23 protein-coding genes and 1 tRNA gene are annotated in these 25,080 nt (G+C 65.6%); 11 read left to right on the forward strand and 13 right to left on the reverse strand.

What is annotated here, in order from left to right; translation table 11 throughout:
- Nucleotides 1–9: 9 nt before the first annotated feature.
- Together Sa4125_RS13270 and Sa4125_RS13275 are read left to right on the forward strand one after the other, a co-directional pair.
- Nucleotides 10–564 (forward strand): DUF1003 domain-containing protein, encoded by a 555-nt coding sequence (locus Sa4125_RS13270; RefSeq protein ID WP_224007790.1) that lies wholly within the window; start codon nucleotides 10–12, stop codon nucleotides 562–564.
- 221 nt (nucleotides 565–785) lie between these two features.
- Nucleotides 786–1,460: a DedA family protein gene (locus Sa4125_RS13275; protein ID WP_223998530.1), complete on the forward strand. Its 675-nt coding sequence runs from the start codon at nucleotides 786–788 to the stop codon at nucleotides 1,458–1,460.
- Here the strand turns inward: Sa4125_RS13275 and Sa4125_RS13280 are convergent.
- Nucleotides 1,414–1,917 (reverse strand): hemerythrin domain-containing protein, encoded by a 504-nt coding sequence (locus Sa4125_RS13280; RefSeq protein ID WP_223998531.1) that lies wholly within the window; start codon nucleotides 1,915–1,917, stop codon nucleotides 1,414–1,416. The two genes, Sa4125_RS13275 and Sa4125_RS13280, sit on opposite strands and share 47 nt — an antisense overlap.
- A gap of 167 nt (nucleotides 1,918–2,084) precedes the next feature.
- Here Sa4125_RS13280 and Sa4125_RS13285 point away from each other — a divergent pair, with 167 nt between their 5' ends.
- Nucleotides 2,085–3,293, forward strand: a complete 1,209-nt coding sequence (locus tag Sa4125_RS13285) for an IS256 family transposase (protein ID WP_223998301.1) — start codon at nucleotides 2,085–2,087, stop codon at nucleotides 3,291–3,293.
- A 121-nt stretch (nucleotides 3,294–3,414) separates the two neighbouring features.
- On the opposite strand, the gene Sa4125_RS13290 is transcribed toward Sa4125_RS13285, so the two are convergent.
- From Sa4125_RS13290 to rpiA, 6 genes are all read right to left on the reverse strand, one after another.
- On the reverse strand, nucleotides 3,415–4,203 hold the full coding sequence (locus Sa4125_RS13290; RefSeq protein ID WP_223998532.1) for a class III extradiol ring-cleavage dioxygenase: 789 nt from the start codon (nucleotides 4,201–4,203) through the stop codon (nucleotides 3,415–3,417).
- A gap of 155 nt (nucleotides 4,204–4,358) precedes the next feature.
- Nucleotides 4,359–5,738 (reverse strand): 3-deoxy-7-phosphoheptulonate synthase class II, encoded by a 1,380-nt coding sequence (locus Sa4125_RS13295; RefSeq protein WP_223998533.1) that lies wholly within the window; start codon nucleotides 5,736–5,738, stop codon nucleotides 4,359–4,361.
- Nucleotides 5,739–5,909: 171 nt separating this feature from the next.
- The gene (locus Sa4125_RS13300; protein ID WP_223998534.1) at nucleotides 5,910–6,539 is read right to left on the reverse strand and encodes a gamma-glutamylcyclotransferase family protein; all 630 of its coding nucleotides are present in this window, start codon (nucleotides 6,537–6,539) and stop codon (nucleotides 5,910–5,912) included.
- Between the two features lie 176 nt (nucleotides 6,540–6,715).
- On the reverse strand, nucleotides 6,716–8,107 hold the full coding sequence (gor, locus tag Sa4125_RS13305) for a glutathione-disulfide reductase (protein ID WP_223998535.1): 1,392 nt from the start codon (nucleotides 8,105–8,107) through the stop codon (nucleotides 6,716–6,718).
- A gap of 120 nt (nucleotides 8,108–8,227) precedes the next feature.
- Nucleotides 8,228–8,848, reverse strand: coding sequence for a DUF2059 domain-containing protein (locus Sa4125_RS13310; protein WP_223998536.1), 621 nt, complete (start codon nucleotides 8,846–8,848; stop codon nucleotides 8,228–8,230).
- A gap of 145 nt (nucleotides 8,849–8,993) precedes the next feature.
- Nucleotides 8,994–9,692 (reverse strand): ribose-5-phosphate isomerase RpiA, encoded by a 699-nt coding sequence (gene rpiA / locus Sa4125_RS13315; RefSeq protein ID WP_223998537.1) that lies wholly within the window; start codon nucleotides 9,690–9,692, stop codon nucleotides 8,994–8,996.
- Between the two features lie 238 nt (nucleotides 9,693–9,930).
- On the opposite strand from rpiA, the gene Sa4125_RS13320 reads away from it, so the two are divergent.
- Nucleotides 9,931–10,005: transfer RNA gene (locus tag Sa4125_RS13320), tRNA-Val, on the forward strand.
- Here the strand turns inward: Sa4125_RS13320 and Sa4125_RS13325 are convergent.
- From Sa4125_RS13325 to Sa4125_RS13335, 3 genes are all read right to left on the reverse strand, one after another.
- Nucleotides 9,984–10,271: a hypothetical protein gene (locus Sa4125_RS13325; RefSeq protein ID WP_223998538.1), complete on the reverse strand. Its 288-nt coding sequence runs from the start codon at nucleotides 10,269–10,271 to the stop codon at nucleotides 9,984–9,986. The genes Sa4125_RS13320 and Sa4125_RS13325 overlap by 22 nt on opposite strands.
- Nucleotides 10,272–10,807: 536 nt before the next feature.
- Nucleotides 10,808–11,704, reverse strand: coding sequence for a response regulator transcription factor (locus Sa4125_RS13330; RefSeq protein ID WP_223998539.1), 897 nt, complete (start codon nucleotides 11,702–11,704; stop codon nucleotides 10,808–10,810).
- On the reverse strand, nucleotides 11,694–15,068 hold the full coding sequence (locus Sa4125_RS13335; protein ID WP_223998540.1) for an ATP-binding protein: 3,375 nt from the start codon (nucleotides 15,066–15,068) through the stop codon (nucleotides 11,694–11,696). The genes Sa4125_RS13330 and Sa4125_RS13335 overlap by 11 nt, the downstream gene beginning before the upstream one ends.
- A 329-nt stretch (nucleotides 15,069–15,397) precedes the next feature.
- On the opposite strand from Sa4125_RS13335, the gene urtA reads away from it, so the two are divergent.
- From urtA to Sa4125_RS13370, 7 genes are all read left to right on the forward strand, one after another.
- Complete coding sequence (gene urtA / locus Sa4125_RS13340) at nucleotides 15,398–16,669, forward strand: urea ABC transporter substrate-binding protein (protein WP_223998541.1); 1,272 nt, start codon at nucleotides 15,398–15,400, stop codon at nucleotides 16,667–16,669.
- An 87-nt stretch (nucleotides 16,670–16,756) separates the two neighbouring features.
- Nucleotides 16,757–17,683 (forward strand): urea ABC transporter permease subunit UrtB, encoded by a 927-nt coding sequence (gene urtB / locus Sa4125_RS13345; RefSeq protein WP_223998542.1) that lies wholly within the window; start codon nucleotides 16,757–16,759, stop codon nucleotides 17,681–17,683.
- A gap of 8 nt (nucleotides 17,684–17,691) precedes the next feature.
- Complete coding sequence (gene urtC / locus Sa4125_RS13350) at nucleotides 17,692–18,834, forward strand: urea ABC transporter permease subunit UrtC (RefSeq protein ID WP_223998543.1); 1,143 nt, start codon at nucleotides 17,692–17,694, stop codon at nucleotides 18,832–18,834.
- Between the two features lie 11 nt (nucleotides 18,835–18,845).
- Nucleotides 18,846–19,592 carry an urea ABC transporter ATP-binding protein UrtD gene (urtD, locus tag Sa4125_RS13355; protein WP_223998544.1) on the forward strand — a complete coding sequence of 249 codons (747 nt, stop codon included), beginning with the start codon at nucleotides 18,846–18,848 and terminating at the stop codon, nucleotides 19,590–19,592.
- A gap of 10 nt (nucleotides 19,593–19,602) precedes the next feature.
- Nucleotides 19,603–20,292, forward strand: a complete 690-nt coding sequence (urtE, locus tag Sa4125_RS13360) for an urea ABC transporter ATP-binding subunit UrtE (protein WP_223998545.1) — start codon at nucleotides 19,603–19,605, stop codon at nucleotides 20,290–20,292.
- 78 nt (nucleotides 20,293–20,370) lie between these two features.
- A complete protein-coding gene (fmdA, locus tag Sa4125_RS13365; RefSeq protein ID WP_223998546.1) occupies nucleotides 20,371–21,603 on the forward strand; it encodes a formamidase in 1,233 nt (410 codons plus the stop codon).
- Nucleotide 21,604: 1 nt separating this feature from the next.
- A complete protein-coding gene (locus Sa4125_RS13370; RefSeq protein WP_223998547.1) occupies nucleotides 21,605–21,934 on the forward strand; it encodes a zinc ribbon domain-containing protein in 330 nt (109 codons plus the stop codon).
- 57 nt (nucleotides 21,935–21,991) lie between these two features.
- On the opposite strand, the gene Sa4125_RS13375 is transcribed toward Sa4125_RS13370, so the two are convergent.
- Genes Sa4125_RS13375 through Sa4125_RS13385 form a run of 3 tightly spaced genes read right to left on the reverse strand, consistent with a single transcriptional unit; the run spans nucleotide 21,992 to nucleotide 25,034 of the window.
- Nucleotides 21,992–23,452 carry an amidohydrolase family protein gene (locus tag Sa4125_RS13375; protein WP_223998548.1) on the reverse strand — a complete coding sequence of 487 codons (1,461 nt, stop codon included), beginning with the start codon at nucleotides 23,450–23,452 and terminating at the stop codon, nucleotides 21,992–21,994.
- Nucleotides 23,449–24,081: a GntR family transcriptional regulator gene (locus Sa4125_RS13380; RefSeq protein WP_267461329.1), complete on the reverse strand. Its 633-nt coding sequence runs from the start codon at nucleotides 24,079–24,081 to the stop codon at nucleotides 23,449–23,451. The genes Sa4125_RS13375 and Sa4125_RS13380 overlap by 4 nt, the downstream gene beginning before the upstream one ends.
- Before the next feature lie 59 nt (nucleotides 24,082–24,140).
- Entirely contained in the window at nucleotides 24,141–25,034 is an 894-nt protein-coding gene (locus tag Sa4125_RS13385) for an aspartate/glutamate racemase family protein (RefSeq protein ID WP_223998550.1), read from the reverse strand.
- Between the last annotated feature and the right edge of the window lie 46 nt (nucleotides 25,035–25,080).

Here is a 25,080-nt window from a genome sequence, read left to right on the forward strand (position 1 = left end):
GCCGAGACCATCCTGCACTGGCTCGGCCGGTCGCACGACACATTGAAGCCGAGCGAGCGCCGCGTCCTGAACAGCGCCCTGTCCGGCGAAATTCTCGCCCGCGACGTGAACGCGGCCATCTCGGCCGAAACTTCCCTGGGCGACAGGCTGGCCGATGCCATCGCGCGGGTCGGCGGGTCCTGGGGCTTCATCATCGCGTTCTTCGCCTTCCTCTTCCTCTGGGTGACGGCGAACACCATCATTCTCGTCGGCGGGGCTTTCGACCCCTACCCCTTCATCTTCCTGAACCTCGTCCTGTCGATGATCGCTGCCGTGCAGGCGCCGATCATCATGATGTCGCAGAACCGCGCCGCGGCGCGCGACCGTCTCGACGCAAGCCACGACTATGAGATCAACCTGAAGGCCGAGATCGAGATCCTCGCTCTTCATGAGAAGCTCGACGCGATGCGGCATGAGGACACGCGGCGGCTCGAGGACCTCTTGCTGCGGATGGGCGAGCGGCTGGAAGTGGTCGAATCCCGTCTGCCTGACCGGCGGCAAGCGTCGACGCTCGGCGGCGCCTGACGCCGCCGCCGCCACGGGCAAGGTCTCACCCGGCGGACCGGCGAGACCGGCGATCCTGTCCGGCCTGCCCGAATAAGACCGCATGACTGCGCAAGACAGCGCAGGAAGCCTTGCGGTTCGCGGCGGCGTCGGCCAATTAGCGGCGACCGGTGGACGAGTTTTTCCCGTGCCGCCTCGTGCGGCAGGACGGCATCGCCCCGGGCGATGCGAGTGGAGTGGACGTGTACGAAATTCTCAGTCTCATCGGCCATTACGGGCTCGTGATCGTTCTCGTCGGCACATTCTTCGAGGGGGAGGTCTTCGCGATCATCGGCGGCTTTCTCGCCTATCGCGGCTCCTATCCGCTGGAGCAGATTGCCGCCCTCGCCTTCATCGGCTCCTTCACGGGCGACCTCTCGGTCTTCCTGTTCTCGCGCTTCTGGTCAGGCCACCGCTGGGTCGCGCGCTGGAAGGAGCGCCCGAAATTCGCCAGAGCGCTGCGCCTGGTCGACCGCTACCAGGCCTTCTTCGTCATCGTGAACCGCTACATCTATGGCCTGCGCATGCCCGGCCTGATCGCGCTCGGCCTCTCCTCGATCAGCATCCCGCGCTTTCTCGCCCTCAACTTCATCGGTGCGGCGCTCTGGGCCGGGCTGTTCACGACGATCGGCTTTGCTTTCGGCTACTCCATCCAAACGGTCTTCGCACGGCTGGAGATGATGGAGCGCGGCGTCGGCATCACGCTGATCGTCGTCGGGGTCGCTCTCGCCGCCTGGTTCGCCTGGCGCCAATGGGGCCCGGTGTTTACCCGCCGCCGGCGCGAGGGCCGCCCCGCTGCGGGCGATCCGACGAACGGCGGCCTCGCCCCGCTCAAATCCCGATCGCCGCTTCTCCCCGATCGAGGATCAGAGGAATGATGAGGTCCTCCTCGTCCGCCAGATGCCGGATCAGCCGTCGGAGCAGCCTTTCGCTCGTATCCGCATAGGCGTCTGCCGCCCAGCGCACGCCATCGTCCGGCCTGCCGCCCGACTGTCCTTCCACTGACAGAAACCGATTGGCCGTCTCGGCCGTTGCGACAAGATCGTCGTGGATGACGCCGTGATCGTTCTCCAGAAGATCGAAGCCGTAGGCCAGCGAGCGCTCGGCCGCCTGGAAAACCGGAAAGTAGTGCTGGTCCTCGATCTGGTGGTGACCTTCGAGGTTCTGCAGGAAAAAGCCGAGGCGCGGGGCAAACCAGCGGCGGAAGGTGGGAATATCGACCCTGCCCTCGCGGTGATCCGAAAGGCCCTGGGACAACGCCCCGCCCAACTCGCGGAACATGTCGTGGCGTCCCAGCCAGAAGCGCGCGGTGGCCCCGAGATTGGCATGGTCCATCCAGACATCCCGCGGATAGCGCAGCAGAAGCGCCTGCAGGTCCGGCGGCAGTCGGTAGTGTCCGCGCTCGTGGTGGAAATTCCGACATTGAAAGGTGTGGCTGAGGCGGTCACCGGATAGGGCGGCTAAGGTGGAGTTGCGAGACTTCAACCTGACCGGAGAACCCGATGACCGAGGACAGACTACCGCTTGCCGAGCTTTTTGCGAAAGCCGGGGACGGCGATTTCCTGAGAACGATAGCCGAGAGCGTGATGCAGCTCCTTATGGAGGTCGACGTTGAAGGCATGATCGGCGCCGGGCGCCACGAACGGACGCAGGAACGGGCGACTTATCGCAATGGCTACCGCGACCGCTCGCTCGACACGCGGCTCGGCTCGTTGCAGCTTCGGATACCCAAGCTTCGGCAGGGCAGCTACTTCCCGCCGTTCCTGGAGCCGAGAAAGCTCTCGGAGAAGGCCTTGGTTGCCGTCATTCAGGAAGCTTGGATCAGCGGCGTTTCCACCCGGCGGGTCGACGATCTGGTACAGGCCATGGGGCTGTCGGGGATCGGCAAGAGCACCGTATCGAAGCTGTGCAAAGACATCGACGAACGCGTCGGCGGCTTCCTCGACCGTCCTCTCACTGGCGACTGGCCCTACCTCTGGCTGGATGCGACCTACCTGAAGCAGCGCGAGGGTGGACGCATCGTTTCGGTCGCCGCCATAATCGCCGTGGCCGTGAACACGGACGGCAAGCGCGAGATCGTCGGCCTTCACATCGGCCCCTCGGAAGCGGAGACGTTTTGGTCGAGCTTCCTCAAGAGCCTCGTGCGCCGCGGCCTGTCCGGCGTGAAGCTCGTGATCTCGGATGCTCACGAAGGGCTGAAAGCCGCCATTCGCCGGGTGTTCAGCGCCTCCTGGCAGCGCTGCCGGGTGCATTGGATGCGCAACGCCCTGTCGTATGTCCCGAAGGCGCAGCAGAGCATGGCGGCGGCCGCGCTGCGCCAAGCCTTCGCCCAGCCCGATCGTGCTAGCGCCAGCCAGGCGCTGCGCCACGTCGCCGACCAGCTTCGGGGAAAGTGTCCAAAGCTCGGGGCCTTCATCGACAACAGCGAGACCGACGTGCTGGCGCACATGGATTTTCCCAGTCAGCACCGGACCCGGATCCATTCGACGAATTCCCTGGAGCGCCTGAACAAGGAGGTGAAGCGGCGTGCCGACGTCGTCGGAATCTTCCCGAACGAGGGATCCATCATCCGGCTCATCGGCGCCGTCCTTCTCGAGGCCAACGACGAATGGCAGATCCAGAACCGCTACATGCAGACCGAACCCATGGCCGACCTCATGGCCATGGGCAACACTGCAAAACCCGAACAGATTTCCACCGAAGTCGCCTGAAACGGAGCCGCTTCAGCTACACTCAATTTCCACCACGTTGACGGACACGACCCGGCAGTCCGGGGCGGGTATCGAGGTCGAAGCTTGGCATCCGAATGCGGGTTTCCCTGAGGAGGCCGGATCAGGCGAAGGCGAAGGCGTCCATCGCGAGGACGCCGAAATCCCGGCTCGAATGAAGCCGGCGGCCGGTCCATTCCGGTCCGGCGGCGCCGAGCGCGACATAGAGCGGCATCAGGTGTTCGTCCGTCGGATGGTTTTCCGCCGCAAAGGGCGCCTGCCGCCGATAGTCGGCAAGCGCGGCGCTATCGCCAGCAAGGATCCGGCTGCCCATCCAGGCCGCAAAGTCGGACACCCAGCTCGGTGTCTCCGCCGTCCGGTCACCGACCCGCAACCGCGCGAAGGCCTCGCGGAGATTGTGGGTGAAGGAGCCGGAGCCGACGACGAGGATGTCCTGTGCCCGCAAACCTGACAGCGCCTTGCCGAGCGCCAGATGGTGTTCCGTGCCCTTGCCGGGATCGACCGAGACCTGCACGACCGGAATATCCGCGGCGGGATAGATCAGCGACAGCGGCACCCAGGTGCCATGGTCATAGCCTCGCCCCGTCACCACCTCGGCATCGAACCCGGAGGTTCTGAGGTCGGCGCAGATCGCGGCGGCAAGCGGCGGGTTGCCCGGCGCGGGGTAGCGCATCGCGTAGAGACTTTTGTCGAAGCCGCCGAAATCATGGATCGTCTCCGGCGAGGCGTCGCCGCTGACAAGCACCCTGTCGCTCTCGAAATGCGCTGACGCGACCACGATGGCCTTCGGCCGCGGCATGCCGGCCGCCAGATCGCGCAGGAAGGCGGTCGCCTCGGTATCGGCGATCGCGATGTCGGGAGAGCCGTGGGAGAGAAACAGCGTCGGCAGCATCGGGAAGAATCCTTTTCCCCGACATAGCCGATCTCGCTCCAAGCGATTAGCCGCGGGCGCCAAGACGCAGCGTTCATCGAACCGCCGCGCCCGGCCCCGCCCGCCCCTGGAGCCAAGCAGACCGGCGGGAATATCCCGCCGGTCCGCTCAAAGGCTCAGAGACTGGCGGCCCGTCTCGGTGCCGTTGCCTCGTTGTCCTTCTTCAGGAGCTCGGCGACGAGGAAGGCGAGTTCCAGAGCCTGCGTCGCGTTGAGGCGTGGATCGCAATGCGTGTGGTAGCGATCAGACAGGTCCTCGGCGAGCACCGGACGCGAGCCTCCGGTGCATTCAGTCACGTCCTTTCCGGTCATCTCGATGTGGATGCCGCCGGCATGCGTGCCTTCGGCGCGGTGCACGTCGAAAAAGCCCTGGACTTCGGACAGGATGCGATCGAATGGCCGCGTCTTGTAGTGGTTCAGCGTGATCGTGTTGCCGTGCATCGGATCGCAGGACCAGACCACTTTCCGGCCTTCCTTCTCGACGGCGCGAATCAGGCGCGGCAGATGTGCCTCGACCTTGTCGTGGCCAAAGCGGGTGATCAGCGTCAGGCGTCCCGCCTTATTCTCCGGGTTGAGGACGTCGATCAGGCGGATCAGGCCTTCCGCATCCATGGACGGACCACACTTCAAGCCGACGGGGTTCTTGATGCCGCGGCAGAACTCGACATGCGCATTGTCGAGCTGACGCGTGCGGTCGCCGATCCAGATCATGTGGCCGGAGGTCGCGTACCAGTCGCCCGAGGTCGAATCGACGCGCGTCATCGCCTGCTCGTAGCCGAGCAGCAGCGCCTCGTGGCTGGTGAAGAAATCGGTCTCGCGCAGCGCCGGATGGTTGTCGGCGGTGATGCCGATGGCCCGCATGAAGCTCATCGTCTCCGAGATCCGGTCGGCGAGATGGCCATAGCGCTCGGCCTGCGGACTGCCGGAGAGGAAGCCCAGCATCCACTGGTGGACGTTGTCGAGGTTGGCATAGCCGCCCTGCGCGAAGGCGCGCAGAAGATTGAGCGTCGCGGCCGACTGCCGATAGGCTTCGATCTGGCGTTCGGGATTGGGAACGCGCGAGGCCTCGTCGAACTCGATGCCGTTGACGATGTCGCCGCGATAGGACGGCAGCGACACGCCGCCAACCGTCTCCATTCCCGAAGAGCGAGGCTTGGCGAACTGGCCGGCGATGCGCCCGACCTTCACCACCGGCGACGCGGCGCCGAAAGTCAGCACCACCGCCATCTGCAGGAAGGCGCGGAAGAAATCGCGGATGTTGTCGGCACCGTGCTCGGCAAAGCTCTCCGCGCAGTCGCCGCCTTGGAGCAGGAAGGAGCGCCCTTCGGCAACTTCACCCAATGCCCGGGTAAGCTTTCGGGCCTCACCCGCAAAAACCAGCGGCGGAAAGCTCGCGAGACGTTTTTCGGTCTCGGCCAGCGCCACGGCGTCCGGGAACTCCGGCATCTGCTCGATTGGCTTGTTGCGCCAGCTCGCGGGCGTCCAGTCCTTGGCCATGTCTCTCTCTTTCGACGTCACGTCGCATTGTCCATCTTCAGGCACCTCAGCCCAAGGAGACGGAATCGCGGATCATTGATCGGGCCGCATACGGCATGCGGTTGACCGATAATGCGCATATAGGCCAAAATCCTACGGCTTGTCATCCGCCTGACGCACCCAGTGGACGGCTCATGCGACCGGGCGGAAGCGTGCGCCGCGCGCGACGACAAGGGCGTCGAAGAACGCAGCGTCTTGCGCGCCGAGCAGAACGGATCGGGGATAACGGGGCGCGTGGCGATCGCACAGGATCTCGGTCTCGAAGCCCTGGGTCTCCGTGACGAAGCGCTCGACGCCCTCACGCCCGTACAACGACAGAAACCCTTGCAGCACCGCATCGAGATAGGACTGGAGGATCAGCGCGCCCGTCGCCGCCGCCGTTTTGCTCGGCTCGATCGCCTCGTAGATATGAATCGGCGCTTTAGCCGGCGCCCTGTCGACGGCCAGCCCGGCCAGGTCGACCGTGCGCCTGACATAGCCGGCCTCGCGCTCGTCGACCGCCGCCAGATGATCGGCATGGTCATAGACGACGACGCCCTGGGTCGCATGGCCGGGATCGCGCAGGGCCGACAGAAGGGCGATCTCCGTCTCGCTGCGCGAAAGCCAGAACCTTCGCCAGCCAAAAACCTCCGCGCGGCGGATGGCCAGGAACTTCGTGCGCAATGTCGCCGGGTTGACGAGCGACCCGTAGCCGAAATAGGCGACCACCTGCCCGGCCTGCGCAAGCGCGGGGAAGTCCGGGTGGTCCGCGTGGATATCCATGTCTTCCATGTCCCCGTTCGAGCGCCGGCCCGACTCCCCCGGCATGGCCAGCACGCAAGTCGGCTCTCCCCGAGCTTTCGGACGACGTGCCGAAATCGCCCGATACCTCAGGTCTCAGTCTGCCGTCCGGGACATGGCGAAAAACCGGATCCCGCTTTTCCGCCCGGCGCTCCGGCCTAGACCTTTTCGCCGTTCCTGACCCGGTAGGTCGGCTCGTACATGGTGACGAACTCCTCGGCCATCGTCGGGTGCACCGCCATGGTCCCGTCGAAATCGTCCTTCGTCACGCCCGCCTTCACGGCGATGCCGAGCAGCTGGCTCATCTCGCCGGCATCGGGTCCAAGGACGTGAGCGCCGACGACCTGCCGCGTCGCACCATCGACGACCAGCTTCATCAGCATCGGCTCGTCGCGGCCGGCGATCGTATGGCGCATCGGCTTGAAGCGGGCGCGATAGATCTCGACTTCGGGGAAACGCGCGCCCGCCTGCGTCTCGGTCAGGCCGACCGTGCCGATCTCCGGCTGCGAGAAGACGGCGGTCGCGACACTCTCATAGTCCGGCTTGCTCGGCCGGCCGCGGTAGAGGGTGTCGACGAAACACATGGCCTCGTGGATCGCGACGGGCGTCAGCTGCAGGCGATTCGTGACGTCGCCGATGGCAAAGATGCTGGGGACGCAGGTGCGGGAATATTCGTCGACGACGACAGCTCCGACGGCATCGAGCGCGACGCCAGCCTTTTCGCAGCCGAGATTCTCGGTATTGGCCTTGCGACCGATGGCGAGCATCACCTGATCGACCTCCAGCACGTCGCCGCCGGCAAGATGTGCAGCCAGTCTCCCGTCGGCGCGCTGCTCGACTTCCCTCACCAGTTCCTCGCAGCGAATGTCGATTCCCTTCCGGGCCATCGCCAGATGCAGCCCGTGCCGGATATCGTCGTCGAAGCCCTGGAGTATCTCCTTGCTGCGGTAGATCATCGTCGTCGCGACGCCAAGGCCGTGAAAGATGTTGGCGAACTCGACGGCGATGTAGCCGCCGCCGATGATGGCGATCGCCTTCGGCAGTTCGGCAAGGTGGAACGCCTCGTTCGAGGTGATGCAGTGCTCGGCGCCGGGAAGGTCCGCATGCGGATTGGCACGGCCGCCGACGGCGATCAGGATGTGCTCGGCCGTGATGCGCCGGTCGTCGTCCGTCATCCGGATTTCGTGCGGTCCCTCGAGCACCGCGCGCCCGGTCAGCGCCACGGCGCCCGACTTCTCGACATTCGTGAGATAAGCGCGTTCGAGCCGCTCGATCTCGCGGTCCTTGTTGGCGATCAGCGTCGGCCAGTCGAAGCGTGTCTCGCCGACCGTCCAGCCATAGCCGCGGGCATCCTCGAAATCCTCGGAAAACTTCGACGCGTAGACCAGGAGCTTCTTCGGCACGCAGCCGCGGATGACGCAGGTGCCGCCGTAGCGGTATTCCTCGGTGATCGCCACGCGCTTGCCGAGGGCAGCGGCACGCCGTGCGGCGCGCACGCCACCCGAGCCGCCACCGATGACGAAGAGATCGTAGTCGAATGTTTCGCTCAAGGCGCTATTCCCGGGACCGAGGAGCGGCCGATCGACGGTATTCGCTGATCCGCCGGGAGCGCCGCACGGCCCGGCCAGCCTCTGTCGGCCGGTCGGAGCAGTCAGGACGCCGCAACGATGTTACTGGGCCGTGCCGGCAGCACCGGCATCGCCTGAAATGGCAGGAACCGCCGGCGCGGCTGGATCGGCAGGCGTGACCGGCGCTGCGGGGTCGATGATCGGCACAGCCGCCGAATTCAAGGACGAGACGAGGGATGCCATGCCTTCGGCGGCGCTCGAGCGGAGATCGCGAACGATGCCGTTCGACCAGACGTCGGCGGCCGACATGACCTCGCGCGAGGCGACGGGGCCTTGGGCGATCAGTTTCTTGCCGGCATCGGACTGGTAGAAGGCAGCGATCGCCGACAGTTCCTGCTCCGTGAACAACCGGGCATAGATCCGCGCGACCTCGTTTTCGAGATCGGCCCGGCGCGGCGCCAGCGCCAGCGCCCGATCGTCCACCATGTCCGAGATCTCGGACTGGATGTTCGGATTGTTGCCGATCAGGTCGGCCTTGATCTGCGTCGCGGCGTTCATCAGGATATTGTCGAACTGGTCGGTGCTGTCGATCGCGGAGACGGCAGCACGAGCGGCAGCGAGATGCTCCGGCGACGCATCCTGGGCCCTGGCCGGGGCGATGGCCATGAGACCGGCAGCAGTCAGGGCCAGGAGCCCGCGGCGCATCATCTCGTTGAGGACCATGAAAGTTCCGTCTCCATCAGTTGGCGGTTCTGAAACCGTAGGCGGTTCCTACCCAATCAGGGCACCGTGTAGCAAGCCCCGTGCTTCAGCGACCACCTTGCCGGTCACGGGCCAAGCGACCGGCGGTCAGGCGCGAACAAGCCGGCTATCGGCGTTTGATGACCGTCACGCCGCTGTCGCTTGCGACGACGGCGAAAGTCGCAAGATCCAGAAACAGGCCATGTTCGACCACGCCCGGAACCGCGTGAAGCGCCGCTGAAAGTGCTTCTGAGTCTGGAATGCGGCCAAAAGATGCGTCGAGGATGAGGTGGCCGCTGTCGGTGATGAAGGGCCCGTCCCCCTCCTTGCGAAGAACGATGTCGCCGCCGAGGCCGAGCGCCGCCGCCGCCTTCTGGATGGCGAGATAGGTGGCCATCATGCCGAAGCCGTTGATCTCGATCGGCAGCGGAAAGGCGCCGAGCGTCTCGACCTGTTTGGCCTGGTCGACGATGACGATCATCCTCTCGGACGCTGCCGCGACGATCTTCTCGCGCAGCAAGGCGCCGCCGCCGCCCTTGATCATGCGCAGCGCGGGGTCGATCTCGTCAGCGCCGTCGATCGCCAGATCGAGCGCTGGCATCTCCTCGAGGGTGACGATCGGGATATCCAGCGAAGCGCAGAGCTTCGCCGTCCGCTCGGACGTCGCCACCCCGGAGATGCGGAGCCCGCTTGCGACCCGTTCGCCGAGCGCCCGGATGAAGGCCTCGGCCGTCGATCCCGTTCCGATGCCGAGCCGCATGCCGTCCTCGACATGCTCCAGCGCCGCCCGCGCGGCCTTGTCCTTCAGCGCCGCGACATTCGCCATGCCTGCCCCCGTCCGTGTCCTGCGATCAGCTTTGCTCTATCGCAAATGCCCGGGGGTGTCGAACGGCGACCGCTCGGCCACGTCTGGCAGACCCGCCAGTGGCGCCGACGCCTTCCCGGCGCGGGGCGTCCACCTTCTTCTAAAATCCTTCGCCGCCCGCCGCATCCAGATATTGACCTCGCCTTCCCTGTGGCTCTATATCCGCCCACCCTGGCGCGGATGCATCCATGCCGCCAGTGGGCGCGTAGCTCAGTGGGAGAGCACCTCGTTCACACCGAGGGGGTCACAGGTTCAATCCCTGTCGCGCCCACCAAATTCCCAAGCAATTGCAAACACTTGCAGTGGGGCAGAAGAGGCTTCGCAACTCTCGCGAATGATACCACGAACGTAACGCCCGGTACGCCCCCACCGGAATAGACGGCTTATGTAGATTTTGCGGATTTCCTCGTCCGCCCGGCTGTTCCGCGTGAATGCGTCGCCGATCGCTTCCTGATAGTCCGGGTGGTGGTGGCCGTAGACGCTGATGAGCGTGTCGGTCCGCATCCTGTCCTGCGGCCTCGGAGCCGCATTCTCGGCCATCGGAGCCGGGCCCCTTGCTCTCGCGGTCCCCATCGCCGCCTTTGTCGCCACATGCTCGGGCGTCGATCGGCCGATACCTCGACTTCTAAAAGGGCAGACGCCCGCACGCGAGCCTGGGCCGGAAAACACCCGACCACGCTGACTTCAACCAGCCGCTTCTAGCAGCGGCATGTACCCGGCAGACGATCGCTTAGAAGGTCGCGAACCTGTCCAGACAAACCGAACCACCTCTGTCCCCACCTTCCGTTTATCGATCTGAGCGCCGAGTCCGACGATCCAACGCGAGGATCGTTTTGTCTGGATTTGACGATAGGCTTGACCCTGACCGGCTGTTTCGGCGGGTTGAGATCATCAATGGGGCTGGCGGACCCCGGCATTGGTCGGGGGACGACAAGGCGTGGCATGATGTGCTCACTCGCTGGAGCACCGCAATGCTGGCCGACGATCTCCTTCGCCCGTCACGTCGTCCCCATCCCTGGCCAGCTTCAGGCAGGCGATCCCGTCGCGATGCGGCCGGGTCCCGCCGGACGGCCGCCTCAGCGCTGCTCGACCAGACGCGACATGGCGAGGGAGGAAGCGGCGGTGCGGTTTTCGACCCCAAGCTTGCGAAAGACCATTTCGAGGTGCTTGTCCACCGTTCGCGGGCTGAGCGCGAGAATGTCGGCGATGTCGCGGTTCGACTTGCCGCGGGCAAGCCAGAGCAGCACCTCCGCTTCCCGCGCCGTCAACGCGAAGCCCGCTTGCAGTAGCGCCGCCTCGGTGTCGTCGTCCTTGGCGCGGGAGAGCCGCAACAGGAATTCGTCGGCGTCGATCTGCCCGAGCAGTGCCAGGACGAGGCCGGGATCGTCGGGATGGTGGGCCGGACGCCCTTCCCGCAGAAGATCGAGTTCGGCCTTCAACTGCCTCGGCGGCAGGTCCCCCGCCTGGCGGCTCATCAGCCGGCGGGCCTGCGGCGTCGTCCACAGCACCGTTCCGTCGCGGTCCACCGCCAGCAGGAAGCGGCCCGAAGTGTCCAGAGCCAGCCGGGCCGAGCGCGTCATGCGCGCGTTCTCCTGGTGGACGCGCATGCGCACCAGGATCTGCTCCATCACGATCGGCTTGGTGACGTAGTCGACGCCGCCCACGGCGAAGGCGTGGACGATGTGCTCGGTCTCGCTGAGCCCGGTCATGAAGATCACCGGGATATGGGCGAGCGTCTCGTCCAGCTTCAGCCGCCGGCAGGTCTCGAACCCGTCCATGCCCGGCATCACGGCGTCGAGGAGGATGATGTCCGGGGTGATCCGGCGGGCGATCGCGATCGCCTTCTCGCCGTCCAGCGCCACGAGGACGGTCAGATCCTGTTCTTCCAGCGCCGTGGTCAGAAGGTCGACCGTATCGGGCGCATCGTCGACGACGAGGACGATCTTGCGCGGGATCTGCCGCTCAGGCGGCATCGTCGAACCCCTCGATGAAGCCGAGACAGGCGTCGAGGTCGAAGCGGTCCAGCCGCTTGCGGATGCGGTCGACGAAGCGCTGGGCCTGCGGCTGACAGGTTGCGATATGATCGAGCTTGGCATGGATCCCCCTGACGAAACCGATTTGGAGAAGCGAGACGAGATCGCGCAGATCGCCGGCCTCCGGGATCTCGAAAGGCTCGAGCTCCACTTCCCCCGGCGCGGCGGCGCCGACAGCGGCATCGTCGTAGATCCAGTCGATCCCGACGAGCCGGCGCACGCTCTCCAGAAGAATGGGCACCGCCATCGGCTTGGCGATCCAGTCGTCGCACAGGCGCATGTCCGGCGAGGACGGCCGGGCATCGGCCGACAGCAGGGCGATGGGAGTGTCGACCGCCGCGGCCCGCAGCTTCGCTGCGAGTTCCCAGCCGTTCATGCCGGGCATGGTGATGTCGACGATGAGGAGGTCGGGCTCGGCGATCGGAACGAGGGCAAGGCATGCGGCGCCGCTCTCGACGGTGAGGACGGTGAAGCCGAGCGGCGACAGGATCTCTTCCAGAAGCTGGCGGTGCGCCGGCTCGTCGTCGACGGCGAGAATCGTCATGCGCCGGCCGCCATAGCCGACGATGCGGCGCTGCTGCGAGGCCGCAGCCGGCACGGAGGTGATCGACGACATGAAAAGGCGCACGGTGAAGGTGCTGCCCTCGCCGGCCTTGCTCACGACACGGATGTCACCACCGAGAATCTCCGTCAGGAGCTTGGTGATGGTCAGTCCGAGGCCGGTACCGGGAACGGCGCGCCCATCTCCTCCAAGACGCTCGAAGGGCTCGAAGATGCGATCGAGATCGGCCGGTGCCATACCGAAGCCGGTGTCGATGACCGAGAATTCGGCAATCTGGCTGCGATAGCGGACTTTCAACGTGACCGATCCCTTGCGGGTGAACTTGATCGCATTGGAGAGAAGGTTGATCAGGATCTGCCGTATCCGCTTCTCGTCGCTGCGCACAAACTCCGGCAGGCTGCCCTCGACGTCGAAGCGGAAGGCGATCCCCGCCCCTTGCGCCTGCAGCCGGAACATCTCGACGATCTGGCTGAGCAGCGGCCGCAGGGCGATCTGGTCGCGGTAGATCTGCAGCTTGCCTGCCTCGATGCGCGAGATGTCGAGCAGCCCGTCGATCAATCCGGCCAGATGCTCGCCGCTGCGGCGGATCACCCGGACCCCGTCGCGGCGCTTTTCGGGAAGGGTCGGGTCCTGCTCCATGATCTGGGCGAAGCCGAGGATCGAGTTCAGCGGCGTGCGCAATTCATGGCTCATGCCGACGACGAAGCGCGTCTTGGCAAGGCTGGCCGCCTCCGCCTTCTCCTTGGCGCGCTGCAGTTCGACGTCGGTGCGCTGGTGGGCGTCGATCTCCTCGGTCAGGAGCAGCGTCTGGCGCAGTGATTCCTCTTGCGCGACCCGGCGGCTCGCATGGGCGAGGACGAAGAGCCAGGAGGCAACGCCCGCGACGATCACGAAAACCGCGAAGATCTGCACCAGGATGGCGGTGACGGTTGCGGCATCCTGGGGGTTGTCGAGACTGGCCTGGAAGCCGATCAGCGTCAGGATGCTGCCGGTGATGACGAGCATGGTGACGAAGATCGCCAGATAATGGCCACGGGGGGAGTCGGCGAAGGCGGCGAGCTGGGTCGAGACATTGCGCTTCAGCGCGCCGACGATCTGTTCGCGCACCCGGCTGTCGGTCTTGCAGAGATCGTGACAGCGCGCATCGAGCGAACAGCAGAGCGAGCAGATCGGCCCGGCATAAGCGGGGCAGGATGCCATGTCCTCTGTCTCGAAATGATGCTCGCAGATGCAGCAGGCGATGGTGGGAAGCCCTGCCCAGTCGTCCCGTGCCTTGCGGGCAATGTAGTAGCGGCCGCGCGTCGCCACTGCGATCAGGGGCGTGGCGACGAAGGCGGTGCCGAGGGCGGCGAAGGCCGAGAGGGCGCTTGCCGTCTCGCCGAAAAGCCCGGCATAACAAAGGCTCGCGACAAGGATTCCCGCCCCCATCGCGCCGAAGCCGACGGGGTTGATGTCGTAGAGATGGGCGCGCTTGAACTCGATATGGCGCGGCGACAGGCCGAGCGGCTTGTTGACCACGAGATCGGCGACGAGCGCCGCCACCCAGGAGACCGCGAGGATGGCGTACAGGCCGAGGATCTCCTCCAGTGCCCTGAGGATGCCCATCTCCATCAGCATCAAGGCGATGGCGACGTTGAAGACCAGCCAGACGACGCGGCCGGGATGGCTGTGGGTCAGGCGCGAAAAGAAGTTCGACCAGGCGATGGAGCCGGCATAGGCATTGGTGACGTTGATCTTCATCTGCGCCACGACGACGAAGATGCCCGTCGCCGCGATAACGAGACCCGGCTGCGAAAAGACGTAGCCGTAGGCGACGCGGTACATTTCAGTCGGATGTTGCGCGACCGCCGCCGGAAGCCCCTCCCGGACGGCAAGCACCGCCAGAAACGAGCCGGCGAGGATCTTCACCGCTCCGATCGCCACCCAGCCGGGTCCGCCGAGGATCAGAGCCGGCCACCAGGAAAACCGTGTCCGGGCCGTTCGACGCGGCATGAAGCGGAGAAAGTCGACCTGCTCGCCGATCTGCGCCGTCAAGGCAAAGAGGATTCCCGTGGCGCCGCCGAAGAGCAGGATGTCGAACCCGCCCTCCGGCCCGGCGCGGCTGCCGGGGAAAGTGATCCATTCGGCGACCGGCATGGCGCCCTGCACCGCCAGGAAGACGAAGGGCGCGATGTTGAGGACGAGCCAGATCGGCTGGGTCCAGGTCTGGAAACGGCTGATCAGCGAGATCCCGTGCGTGACGATCGGAATGACCGCCAGTGCGCAGACGACGTATCCGGCCCAGAGCGGCAGGCCGAGCATCATCTCCAGCGCCATCGCCATGATCGCGGCCTCGATCGCCAGGAAGATGAAGGTGAAGCAGGCATAGATCAGCGACGTGACCGTCGAGCCGAGATAGCCGAAGCCGGCGCCGCGAGTCAGGAGATCGATGTCGACTCCGTATTTGGCGGCATAGAAACTGATCGGCAGGCCGGCGCCAAAGATCAGGAGGGCTACGACCAGGACGGCCGCGAAGGCGTTGGTGAAGCCGAAATGCAGCGTCAGCGTGCCGCCGATCGCCTCCAGCGCCAGGAAGGAGATGCCGCCGCACGCCGTCATCGCCAACTGCCACGGCGTCCAGCGGCGGCCGCGCTTGGCAGTGAAGCGCAGCGCATAGTCCTCGAGGGTCTCGTTGGCGACCCACTGGTTGTAGCTGCGCCGCACGCGCAGAATTCGTTGCGGGGCGGGGCTGTATTCGGTCATCGGCGCATCGACGACGGCGGTGGCAAGACGACCGCGGCACGGCGGGCGCCCTCCCGACGTCCACGTCCGATCCAAAGTCTCTTGCAGCGCACGCCCTGTGTCACCTGGTCGGTTATTCTTTCGATCGAGATCTGAACATTGAAGAATAGTCCGGTTCGCCCGGATCTCGTCCGGTCGCCCAATAGAACCGCATCTTCGTTCAGTGACAGAAATTTTGAATACGCGATTTGACGTATTGTTGCGCTGCGAGATTGCGGCCGATGATCCACGACGTCAACCGATGGGTCCGACATGAGCCGGGCGCCGCTACAAGCGAACAGGAAATCGAGATGAAAGACCCAACGACCCCTTCGGGCGGGCCGCGTTCCGTCCTGCGCCGAAAACTCCTCCTCGGATCGGCCGCCATGGCTGTCGCGGCCATGCTGCCGTCGATCGGCTGGGCCCAGTCGCCACCGACCGCCGAGGTCAATACGACCAATCTTGCCGTCACCGACGATACCGTCACGGTCGGCATCCTGCACTCCGTCACCGGCACGATGGCCATCTCGGAGACAGGGTCCGTCCAGGCCGAGAAGCTCGCGATCGACCAGATCAACGAGATGGGCGGCGTCCTCGGCCGCAAGATCCAGGTGATCCAAGAGGACGGCGCCTCGGACTGGCCGACCTTTGCCGAAAAGGCCAAGAAGCTGCTCGTCGAGGACAAGGTCGCCTCAGTCTTCGGCTGCTGGACCTCGGCCTCGCGCAAGGCCGTCCTGCCGGTCTTCGAGCAGTATAACGGCATGCTTTACTACCCGACCTTTTACGAAGGTCTCGAAGAAAGCCCGAACGTCATCTATACCGGTCAGGAAGCGACGCAGCAGATCCTCGCCGGCCTCGACTGGGTCACCCGCGAAAAGGGCGCCAAGAGCTTTTATCTGCTCGGCTCCGACTACATCTGGCCGCGCACTTCCAACAAGATCGCACGCAAGCATATCGAGGACCACCTCGGCATGAAGGTCGTCGGCGAGGACTACTATCCGCTCGGCCATACCCAGTTCAACTCGGTGATCAACAAGATCAAGCTGAGGAAGCCGGACGTGATCTACGCGATCGTGGTCGGCGGCTCGAACGTCGCCTTCTACAAGCAGCTGAAGGCAGCCGGCATCGACATGACCAAGGAAAAGCCGCTGGTCCTGACAATCTCGGTGACCGAGGACGAGATCCGTGGCATCGGCGGCGAGAACATGGTCGGGGCCTATGCCGCGATGAAGTATTTCCAGAGCCTCGACAACGAGAACAACAAGGCCTTCGTTTCCGCCTTCAAGGCGAAGTGGGGCGACGACATCGTCATCGGCGACGTCACCCAGGCCGCCTATCTCGGCCCCTGGCTCTGGAAGGCGGCCGTCGAGAAGGCCGGCAGCTTCGACATCGACAAGATCCGCGCGGCGTCGCCCGACATCGAGCTGACGACGGCACCGGAAGGCTACGTCAAGATCCACCAGAACCATCACCTCTGGTCAAAGACCCGCATCGGCCACGCCAAGGCCGACGGCCAGTATGACCTGGTCTACGAGACCACCGACCTGATGGAGCCGGACCCGTTCCCGGAGGGCTACCAGTAAGCCGATCCGGCCGCCCCGGGCCCGCACTGGCGGGCTCGGGACCCCTGCCCGCTTCCCTTCCCGACATCTGCCGACACGGAGACATGGATGTTTGCCGACTACAGCTGGAGCGAGCTCAGCTCGATCTTCGCCATGCAGGGTTTTGCCGGGCTCGTCCTCTTCTCCGTCCTGCTCCTGATGGCACTCGGCCTTGCCATCATCTTCGGGCAGATGGGGGTGATCAACATGGCGCATGGCGAGTTCATGATCCTCGGCGCCTACGTCACCTATCTCTGCTCCAACTTCTTCCAGGCCTTCGCGCCGGCGCTGATGGGGGTGTCCTTCTTCTTTGCCATGGCGCTCGCCTTTCTCGCCAGCGGGGCGCTCGGCATGGCGGTCGAGCACTGGCTGATCCGCTTTCTCTACAAGCGCCCGCTCGACACGCTGCTCGCCACCTGGGGCCTGTCGCTCATCCTGCAGCAGGCCTTCCGCACGATCTTCGGTGCGCGCGAGGTCGGCGTCACGCTGCCGGACTGGATGATGGGCTCGATGCAGGTGACCGAGACGGTGGAGGTGCCGATCAACGGCCTCATCGTCATGGCCATCACGCTCCTCATCACCTTCCTCGTCTACCTCGTGATGTTCCGCTCGCGCTGGGGCGCGCAGGTGCGCGCCGTGGTGCAGAACCGCACGATGGCGGGCGCCGTCGGCATCGACACAGAGAAGGTCGACTGCATGACCTTCGGCCTCGGCTGCGGCATTGCCGGCGTCGCCGGCAGCGCCTTCACCATGATCGGCTCGACGGGCCCCAGCGCCGGCCAGCTCTACATCGTCGACACCTTCCTCGTCGTGGTCTTCGGCGGCGCGGCCAGCCTTCTCGGCACGGTCGCCTCGGCCTTCACCATCTCGCAGGCGCAGTCGACGCTGGAATTCTTCCTCTCCGGCTCGATGGCCAAGGTGCTGACGCTTCTCACCGTGGTGGCGATCATCATGCTCCGGCCACAGGGCCTGTTCGTCCTCAAGGTGCGTCGATGAGAACCCTCATGCAAAGCCTCTTTACCGGCGGCCGCCGCGGCCATCTCCTCGGTTTCGTCCTCCTCGCCGCGCTTCTTCTCCTGGTTCTGCCCGGCGTGATGGACGTGTTCCGGCTGAACCTCGTCGGCAAGTACCTGACCTACGCCTTCGTCGCCGTCGGCCTCGTCCTGTGCTGGGGCAGCGCCGGCATTCTCAGCCTCGGCCAGGGCATCTTCTTCGGCCTCGGCGGCTACTGCATGGCGATGTTCCTGAAGCTCGAATCCTCCACGCCTGAAGCGACGAGAATCCAGTCGACGCCCGGCATCCCCGATTTCATGGACTGGAACCAGATCACGGCGCTCCCCTGGTTCTGGGAACCGTTCCACTCCTTCGGCTTCACGCTTCTCGCCGTCGTCCTCGTGCCGGTCGTGCTCGCCTTTGTCATCGGCTTTGCGATGTTCACCCGCCGGGTCGGCGGCGTCTACTTCGCGATCATCACCCAGGCGATCGCGGCCATCCTGACGATTCTCATCATCGGCCAGCAGGGCTATACGGGCGGCGTCAACGGCATCACCGACCTTCGCACACTCCTTGGCTGGGACATCCGAAGCGACGACGCCAAGCTGATCTTGTACTTCATCAATGCCGGCCTGCTGTTGGCAGCGATCGGCCTGTCGATGGCGGTGCGCTCGTCCAAGCTCGGACGCATCCTGGTGGCACTGCGCGACAAGGAGGACCGGGTCCGCTTCTCCGGCTACGACGTCGCCGGCTTCAAGATCTTCGTCTTCTGCTTCGCCGCCGCGCTCGCCGGAGTCGGCGGGGCGATGTTCACCCTGCAGGTCGGCTTCATGTCGCCGAGCTTCGTCGGCATCGTGCCCTCGATCGAGATGGTCATATTTTGCGCCGTCGGCGGCCGCCTGTCGCTGATCGGCGCGGTCTACGGCACGCTCCTCGTCAACTGGGCCAAGAGCTCCTTTTCCGAGACGTTTCCCGAGCTCTGGCTGTTCGCCATGGGCGCGCTGTTCATCGCCGTGGTCCTCGCCTTTCCAAACGGCCTGGCTGGCGTCTACGCCGCGCGGATCCGGCCTCGCCTGCACAGCCTGTTCGCCGCCCGAGCCGCCTCGGCCGCCGACAGGGACGCCGCCATCCTCCCCGCGACCCCGGCCGAATAGGAGACGCCGACATGGCGACCGAGAACGACTTTCTCCTGGCGGTCGAGAGCCTCACCGTCTCCTTCGACGGGTTCAAGGCCGTCGACGACCTCTCCTTCTACGTCGACGAGAACGAGATTCGCGTCATCATCGGCCCGAACGGCGCCGGCAAGACCACGGCGCTCGACCTCATCTGCGGTAAGACGCGCGCCAGCTCGGGCTCCGTGCGCTTTCGCGGCCAGGAGCTGACGGCCATGAAGGAACACCAGATCGTCCATGCCGGGGTCGGCCGGAAATTTCAGAACCCGTCGATCTACGACGATCTCACGGTCTTCGAGAATCTCGAGATCTCCTTTCCGCGCGGCCGCTCCGTCTTCGGAGCACTCACCTTCAAGCGCGATGGCGCCGTGACCGCCCGGATCGAGGAAATCGCCGCGTTGGTCTTCCTAAAGGATCACCTCCAGTTGCAGGCGGAATTCCTGAGCCACGGACAGAAGCAGTGGCTGGAGATCGGCATGCTGCTGATCCAGGACCCCGAACTCCTGATGCTGGACGAGCCGGTGGCGGGCATGAGCGTCTCGGAGCGGGTGAAGACCGCCGAACTCCTGCACCGGATCATCGCCGACCGCTCGGTCATCGTCATCGAGCACGACATGAAGTTCGTCGAGGACATCGCCCACCGCGTCACCGTCATGCACCAGGGCAAGGTGATCTCCGAGGGCACCATGGCGCATGTCCAGGCCGACCCACGGGTCGTCGACGTCTATCTCGGACATTGAGGCGAATCCCATGCTCCACGTAACCAATCTCCACGCCGCCTACGGCCAGAGCGAAGTGCTGCACGGACTGACCTTCAATGCCGCGCCCAACGAGATCATCGCGATCATGGGGCGCAACGGCATGGGCAAGACGACGCTGATGAAGTCGCTGATCGGCATCGTCCCGGCCAGGAGCGGCACGATCTCGGTCAACGGCGTCGACATCACCGCCGCCAAGAGCCACGAGCGGGTCAAGGGCGGCATCGCCTATGTGCCGCAGGGGCGTCTGATCTTTTCCACGATGACGGTGCGCGAGAACATCGAGACCGGCCTTACCGTGACCGGCGAGCGTGCGGTCCCGGAGGACATCTACGAGCTCTTCCCGGTTCTGCTCGAAATGCGCAGCCGGCGCGGCGGCAATCTTTCCGGTGGCCAGCAGCAGCAGCTCGCCATCGCCCGCGCATTGGCCGCACGGCCGAAGGTGCTCCTCCTCGACGAACCGACCGAGGGCATCCAGCCCTCTATCATCCGCGAGATCGCCCGCAAGCTGAAGACCATCCGCGACGAGCGCGGCCTGTCGATCGTCGTCTCGGAGCAGGTTCTCTCGTTCGCCCTCGAGATCGCCGACCGCGTCCTCGTCCTGGAAAACGGCGAACTCGTGCACGACGAGCCGATCGCCGCCGTCGACGAGGCTCGCATCGCCAAGTTCCTGTCGGTCTGACCGGCAGTTCGCGCGGCCCGCCGCGCCTCCCCCACCGCCCCGCAACGAACCCCATGGGACATCAGCAGGAAGAGCGCCATGACCGACACCCTCATCAAGGTCGATCTCGATACGTCGCCGCACGACAACGAGATGATCCACAACCGCTGGCATCCCGACATTCCGATGGCCTGCTGGGTGGAGCCGGGCGCCGACTTCAAGGTCGAGACCTACGACTGGACCGGCGGCCAGATCAAGAACGACGATTCCGCCGCCGACGTGCGCGACGTCGACCTCACCCAGGTGCACTTCCTGTCCGGCCCGATCGGCGTCAAGGGCGCCCAGCCGGGCGACCTCCTCGTCGTCGACATCCTCGACATCGGCACTTTCGAAAACAGTCTCTGGGGCTTCAACGGCTTCTTCTCCAAGCAGAATGGCGGCGGCTTCCTCACCGAGCACTTTCCCGAAGCGCAGAAGTCGATCTGGGACTTCAAAGGCATGTTCACGGAGTCCCGGCACGTGCCGGGGGTACGCTATGCCGGCCTGATCCATCCCGGCCTGATCGGCTGCCTGCCCGACCAGAAGATGCTCGACACCTGGAACACCCGGGAAAAGGCGCTGTTCGACACCGACCCGACGCGCGTGCCGACCCTCGCCACCCTCCCGGACGGGGGCCCGAGCGCCCACATGGGCAGCCTCAAGGGCGAGGCGCGCGACAAGGCGGCGGCCGAAGGCGCGCGCACCGTGCCGCCGCGCGAACACGGCGGCAATTGCGACATCAAGGATCTGTCGCGCGGCTCGAAAGTCTATTTCCCTGTTTATGTCGACGGTGCCGGCCTCTCCATGGGCGACCTGCACTTCAGCCAGGGCGACGGCGAGATCACCTTCTGCGGCGCCATCGAAATGGCCGGCTGGCTGCACATCAAGGTGACGTTGATCAAGGACGGCATGGCGAAATACGGGATTAAAAATCCGATCTTCCGGCCCTCGCCAATCGCGCCGAAATACGACGATTTCCTGATCTTCGAGGGCATCTCCGTCGATGAGGCCGGCAAGCAGCATTATCTCGACGTCCACGTCGCCTACCGCCAGGCCTGCCTCAACGCCATCGAATACCTGAAGAAGTTCGGCTATTCCGGCGCCCAGGCCTATTCCATCCTCGGCACCGCGCCGGTGCAGGGCCACATCTCCGGTGTCGTCGACGTGCCGAACGCCTGCGCCACGCTGTGGCTGCCGACCGACATCTTCGCCTTCGACATCATGCCGGGCGCGGACGGGCCGACGAAATTCCTCGACGGTTCGGTGCAGATGCCGCTGGCGCCGGATCTCTGACATGCCCTTCTACGACTATTCCTGCGAGGACTGCGGCACCTTTACCCGCCTGCGGCCGATGGCACTGGCGGCCGATCCCGCGCCCTGCCCGGATTGCGGCACTTCGGCCCGGCGCGTCATCCTGACGGCGCCGGGCATTGCCAACATGGATGCCGGGCGCCGCTCGGCCCATGTCACCAACGAGCGCAGCGCTCATGCCCCGAAACTGGCGTCGAAGGGACACGGCGCCGGTTGCGGCTGCTGCGGGCCGAAGCCGAAGGGATTTCTGGCGCCGGCCGCCGGCGCGGCCAAGGGATTCCCGGCCAAGCGACCCTGGATGATCAGCCACTGAGGGGTGAAAGGCAGCCTGCAACCCCTCGATGGGGCACAGGCTGGATCGGCGTGAAGGCTACCGGTCCGCGCGTTCGGTGCGGTAGTGCCGCCGGAGGGCGGCCTGGCGCGCGGCGACGTCTTCAGGGACGGCTCCGCGGCCCCGCGCCACGACGGAAGCGGCGGCCTGCTGGCGCCACCGATCGCGAAGGTCTTGATTCCCAGGCGTCGCCTCGAACAGGGTTACGCCCGCGACCATGGTGAGGATCACGTCGGAACCCCTGGCCCGGGAGAGGACGAGGTCGAGACGGTCCGCCGACGGCACCGCGATGCCGGCCGCGACACCCTCCAGGGAAAGCGCCACGAGATCGGCGGCAGCGCCCGCCTCGAGTCGCCCTGCCCCGTCCCCCATGAAGGCGGCCCGGCTTCCGGCGACCGTCGCGGTGTGGAGAAGGTCGTGCGGAGACGGACCGGCGGCTTCGATGCCCGGATGGCGCGACAGGACGGCGCCGAGGCGCAGCTCGCGCAGATAGTCCTCATCGTCCGACAGGGCGCAGTTGTCGGTCCCCAGCCCGACCAGGCAACCGCTGTCGTAAAGCGCGCCCAGCGGCGGCGCGCCATTGAACAGGCGCAGGTTCGAGCCGGGGCATGCGACGACGACGAGGCCGTTTTGGCCAGCGATCGTGCGATCCTGCGCATTCATGCGCACGCCGTGGGCACAGCTGGTCCGCGCCTCGAAGAGCCCGAATTCGCTGAGAGCCGCAAGCGTCGACGGGCCGTAGAGATGGCGGCACGCCGCCTCCTGGGCCGGTGATTCCAGGAGGTGGAAGTGCAGGCCGAGGCCGCGGGCGGCGGCGTCGGCGGCGAGGGCGCGCCAGGCGCCATCGCTGACCCATTGCGGGCCGGCAGGTCCGTAGGCGAAGGTGATCCGCGGCGCATCACGATGGCGATCGCGGAGCCGCTCCATCAGGGCCATCGTCGCCTCAATGGATCCGGCATAAGGCGGCGGCGTCCCGGCCTGCGACACCGACAAAGAGCGCCCCTCGCCGTCACGGCCAGGATAGACCTGAAATCCGCGGTCCTGAAATCCGACGCACACCGTCGCGCGCATCCCGCTGTCGCGGTAGGCGGCAACCGCCGCCTCGACTTCGGCTTCGTAGTCGCCTGTTCCGTAGCTGTAATTGGCATGGACGGTCGCCGTGACGCCATTGGCCAACATGTCCTCGGCGGCGAGCCGCGTCACCGCATAGACGTCGGGCGCCGCGTGGCGCCGGCGTCCGGCGATCCAGGGCTCCAGCGCATCGTCGGGGTAGCCCATCAGGATCTGGCTGATTCCACGCCCGTGCTGATGGGCATTGACGAAACCGGGGAGAATGACGGCGGACCCGAGATCGCGCAGGAGAAGCTGCGGAAAGCCCGCGACGATATCGGCCCGGCGGCCGATAGCGACGATTCGGCCCGCCTCAAGGACGAGAGCGCCCCGCTCGATCCAGCCCGCATGCGCTGCCGGCAGGATATGGTCAGCCGCCAGAATGATCATGACATGCCCGCGTCGCCGGCCTGCAGTTGCGCGATGATCGCGGCACCGGTTCGGCGGTTGTGCTCTTCCAGGCGAAAAGCGAGGTCGAGCGCGGCACCGGCCCGCAGCATGGCCATGATCGCCTCGTGATCCTGCAACGATCGGCCGATCCGCGCCGGGCGTTCGTTGATCGCGAATCGGGCGCGCAGGATCTTCTGCTGCAGCCCGGCATAGGCCTGAACCAGCGCCTCGTTCTTCGTCGCGGCCGCGAGAGCTGCGTGGAACGCCTGGTTGGCGACCGTGTAGCCGGAGCTGTCGTTGTCGCGGACGAGGTCGCGCATGGTCTGGAGCATGGCTTCCAGTGCGGCCATTTCGCCCGGCGTGATGCGCTCCGGCAGGACCAGGCCGATCAGACGCTCGATCGCTCCCTTAACCTCGAAAAGGCCGGCGACGGCGGCGCCATCGACGGCGGCCACGATCGCCCCCCGGTTCGGGCGCAATTCGATGAAGCCCTCCGCGGCCAGTACTTTCAGGGCCTCGCGCAGCGGCGTGCGCGAGATCCCGAGCCGCTCGCACAGCATGGCCTCGGGAACCCGCCGGCCCTCGGCCAGCTCGCCGCGCATGATCATGGACCGGAGATCGCCGATCACCTGATCATGCAGGTTCGTGCGGGCGCTCGCCTCTGGTCGGTTGTCTGGCGCCGACGACATTAGCCACGCGCCTGCTTCGGCAGCGTCGTGTCCGCCGGATCGAGGAAGATGGATCCAAAGCCGCCGAGAGGGTTCATGTCGACGGCGAGCCCGTCGAGACAGCCCCAGAGCGTGAACGCCACCGAATCCAAGACCGGAATCCCGAGACGGGCCTCGAGCCGCGCCGCCACCAGCGGGCCGCGCATATTGGTGCAGACGATGGCGATCGCGTCGGGACGCCCGGTCGCCGCTACGTCGCGGCACATCCGCTCGATCTCCTCCTCGCTGACCTCGGCGAAGGAAAAATTATCGCTTAGACCGCCATGGGCCTCGCTGACGACCTCAATCCCGATCGATGCGTAATTGGTCGCGATCCGCTCCTGAACGTCCCGGGTATAGGGCGTCACCAGCCCGAGGCGTCGGACCGAAAGGCGCTTCAGAAGGCGATTCAGGCTGAGGATCGCGCTCGTCGCGGCAATTCCCGTCCGTTCTGTGATGGCCGCGCACAGCCGCTCGTCGCTGTCGAAACCGAGCCAGCTGGCGGAGGTGCCGTTCCAGGCGATGACGTCGCAGCGGGCGTCGGCGAGGAGTTCGGCCGCGGCCACGATCGTCGGCAGGGCGAACTGGCTGTTGGCCTTCTCGTCCAGGCCGATCTGGGTCACGCGGAACCGCCCGAAATGCGCTGTGACGCGGGGAAACAGCGGCTCCAGCATATGCGCGGTGAACGGCTCGAGCACCGTGTTGGACGATGGCGTGAGCATGCCGATCAGCTTCCGGCCGCCGCGCTCCGCACTTTCTGTATTCATTTTTTCCGACCTTCTTGGCAAATTCGCTGATTCTGACGGATTTTCGCGCCGCTGCAGCCAGTGTGGGACCTTTGTCGCTCTTAAATCTAGACTGCTTAAATCGCTCATTGCAACGGCAGGATCAGAGTATAATCTTGGCAGCATTTTGCCCAGT

This window comes from Aureimonas sp. SA4125 (assembly GCF_019973775.1).
In the GTDB taxonomy this organism is placed as follows: Bacteria; Pseudomonadota; Alphaproteobacteria; order Rhizobiales; family Rhizobiaceae; genus Plantimonas.

Bases quoted from the DNA above. Each gene is read 5' to 3' on its own strand.
- Sa4125_RS13285 (WP_223998301.1), top strand. From the start codon at position 2,085: ATGACCGAGGACAGACTACCGCTTGCCGAGCTTTTTGCGAAAGCCGGG.
- Sa4125_RS13290 (WP_223998532.1), bottom strand. From the start codon at position 4,203: ATGCTGCCGACGCTGTTTCTCTCCCACGGCTCTCCCGACATCGCGATC.
- urtA (WP_223998541.1), top strand. From the start codon at position 15,398: ATGAAAGACCCAACGACCCCTTCGGGCGGGCCGCGTTCCGTCCTGCGC.
- Sa4125_RS13300 (WP_223998534.1), bottom strand. From the start codon at position 6,539: ATGGATATCCACGCGGACCACCCGGACTTCCCCGCGCTTGCGCAGGCC.
- rpiA (WP_223998537.1), bottom strand. From the start codon at position 9,692: ATGGCGAATGTCGCGGCGCTGAAGGACAAGGCCGCGCGGGCGGCGCTG.
- Sa4125_RS13375 (WP_223998548.1), bottom strand. From the start codon at position 23,452: ATGATCATTCTGGCGGCTGACCATATCCTGCCGGCAGCGCATGCGGGC.
- Sa4125_RS13280 (WP_223998531.1), bottom strand. From the start codon at position 1,917: ATGGACCATGCCAATCTCGGGGCCACCGCGCGCTTCTGGCTGGGACGC.
- Sa4125_RS13325 (WP_223998538.1), bottom strand. From the start codon at position 10,271: ATGGCCGAGAATGCGGCTCCGAGGCCGCAGGACAGGATGCGGACCGAC.
- urtC (WP_223998543.1), top strand. From the start codon at position 17,692: ATGCAAAGCCTCTTTACCGGCGGCCGCCGCGGCCATCTCCTCGGTTTC.
- Sa4125_RS13335 (WP_223998540.1), bottom strand. From the start codon at position 15,068: ATGACCGAATACAGCCCCGCCCCGCAACGAATTCTGCGCGTGCGGCGC.
- urtD (WP_223998544.1), top strand. From the start codon at position 18,846: ATGGCGACCGAGAACGACTTTCTCCTGGCGGTCGAGAGCCTCACCGTC.
- Sa4125_RS13385 (WP_223998550.1), bottom strand. From the start codon at position 25,034: ATGAGCGATTTAAGCAGTCTAGATTTAAGAGCGACAAAGGTCCCACAC.
- Sa4125_RS13295 (WP_223998533.1), bottom strand. From the start codon at position 5,738: ATGGCCAAGGACTGGACGCCCGCGAGCTGGCGCAACAAGCCAATCGAG.
- fmdA (WP_223998546.1), top strand. From the start codon at position 20,371: ATGACCGACACCCTCATCAAGGTCGATCTCGATACGTCGCCGCACGAC.
- Sa4125_RS13330 (WP_223998539.1), bottom strand. From the start codon at position 11,704: ATGCCGCCTGAGCGGCAGATCCCGCGCAAGATCGTCCTCGTCGTCGAC.
- urtE (WP_223998545.1), top strand. From the start codon at position 19,603: ATGCTCCACGTAACCAATCTCCACGCCGCCTACGGCCAGAGCGAAGTG.
- urtB (WP_223998542.1), top strand. From the start codon at position 16,757: ATGTTTGCCGACTACAGCTGGAGCGAGCTCAGCTCGATCTTCGCCATG.
- Sa4125_RS13370 (WP_223998547.1), top strand. From the start codon at position 21,605: ATGCCCTTCTACGACTATTCCTGCGAGGACTGCGGCACCTTTACCCGC.
- Sa4125_RS13310 (WP_223998536.1), bottom strand. From the start codon at position 8,848: ATGGTCCTCAACGAGATGATGCGCCGCGGGCTCCTGGCCCTGACTGCT.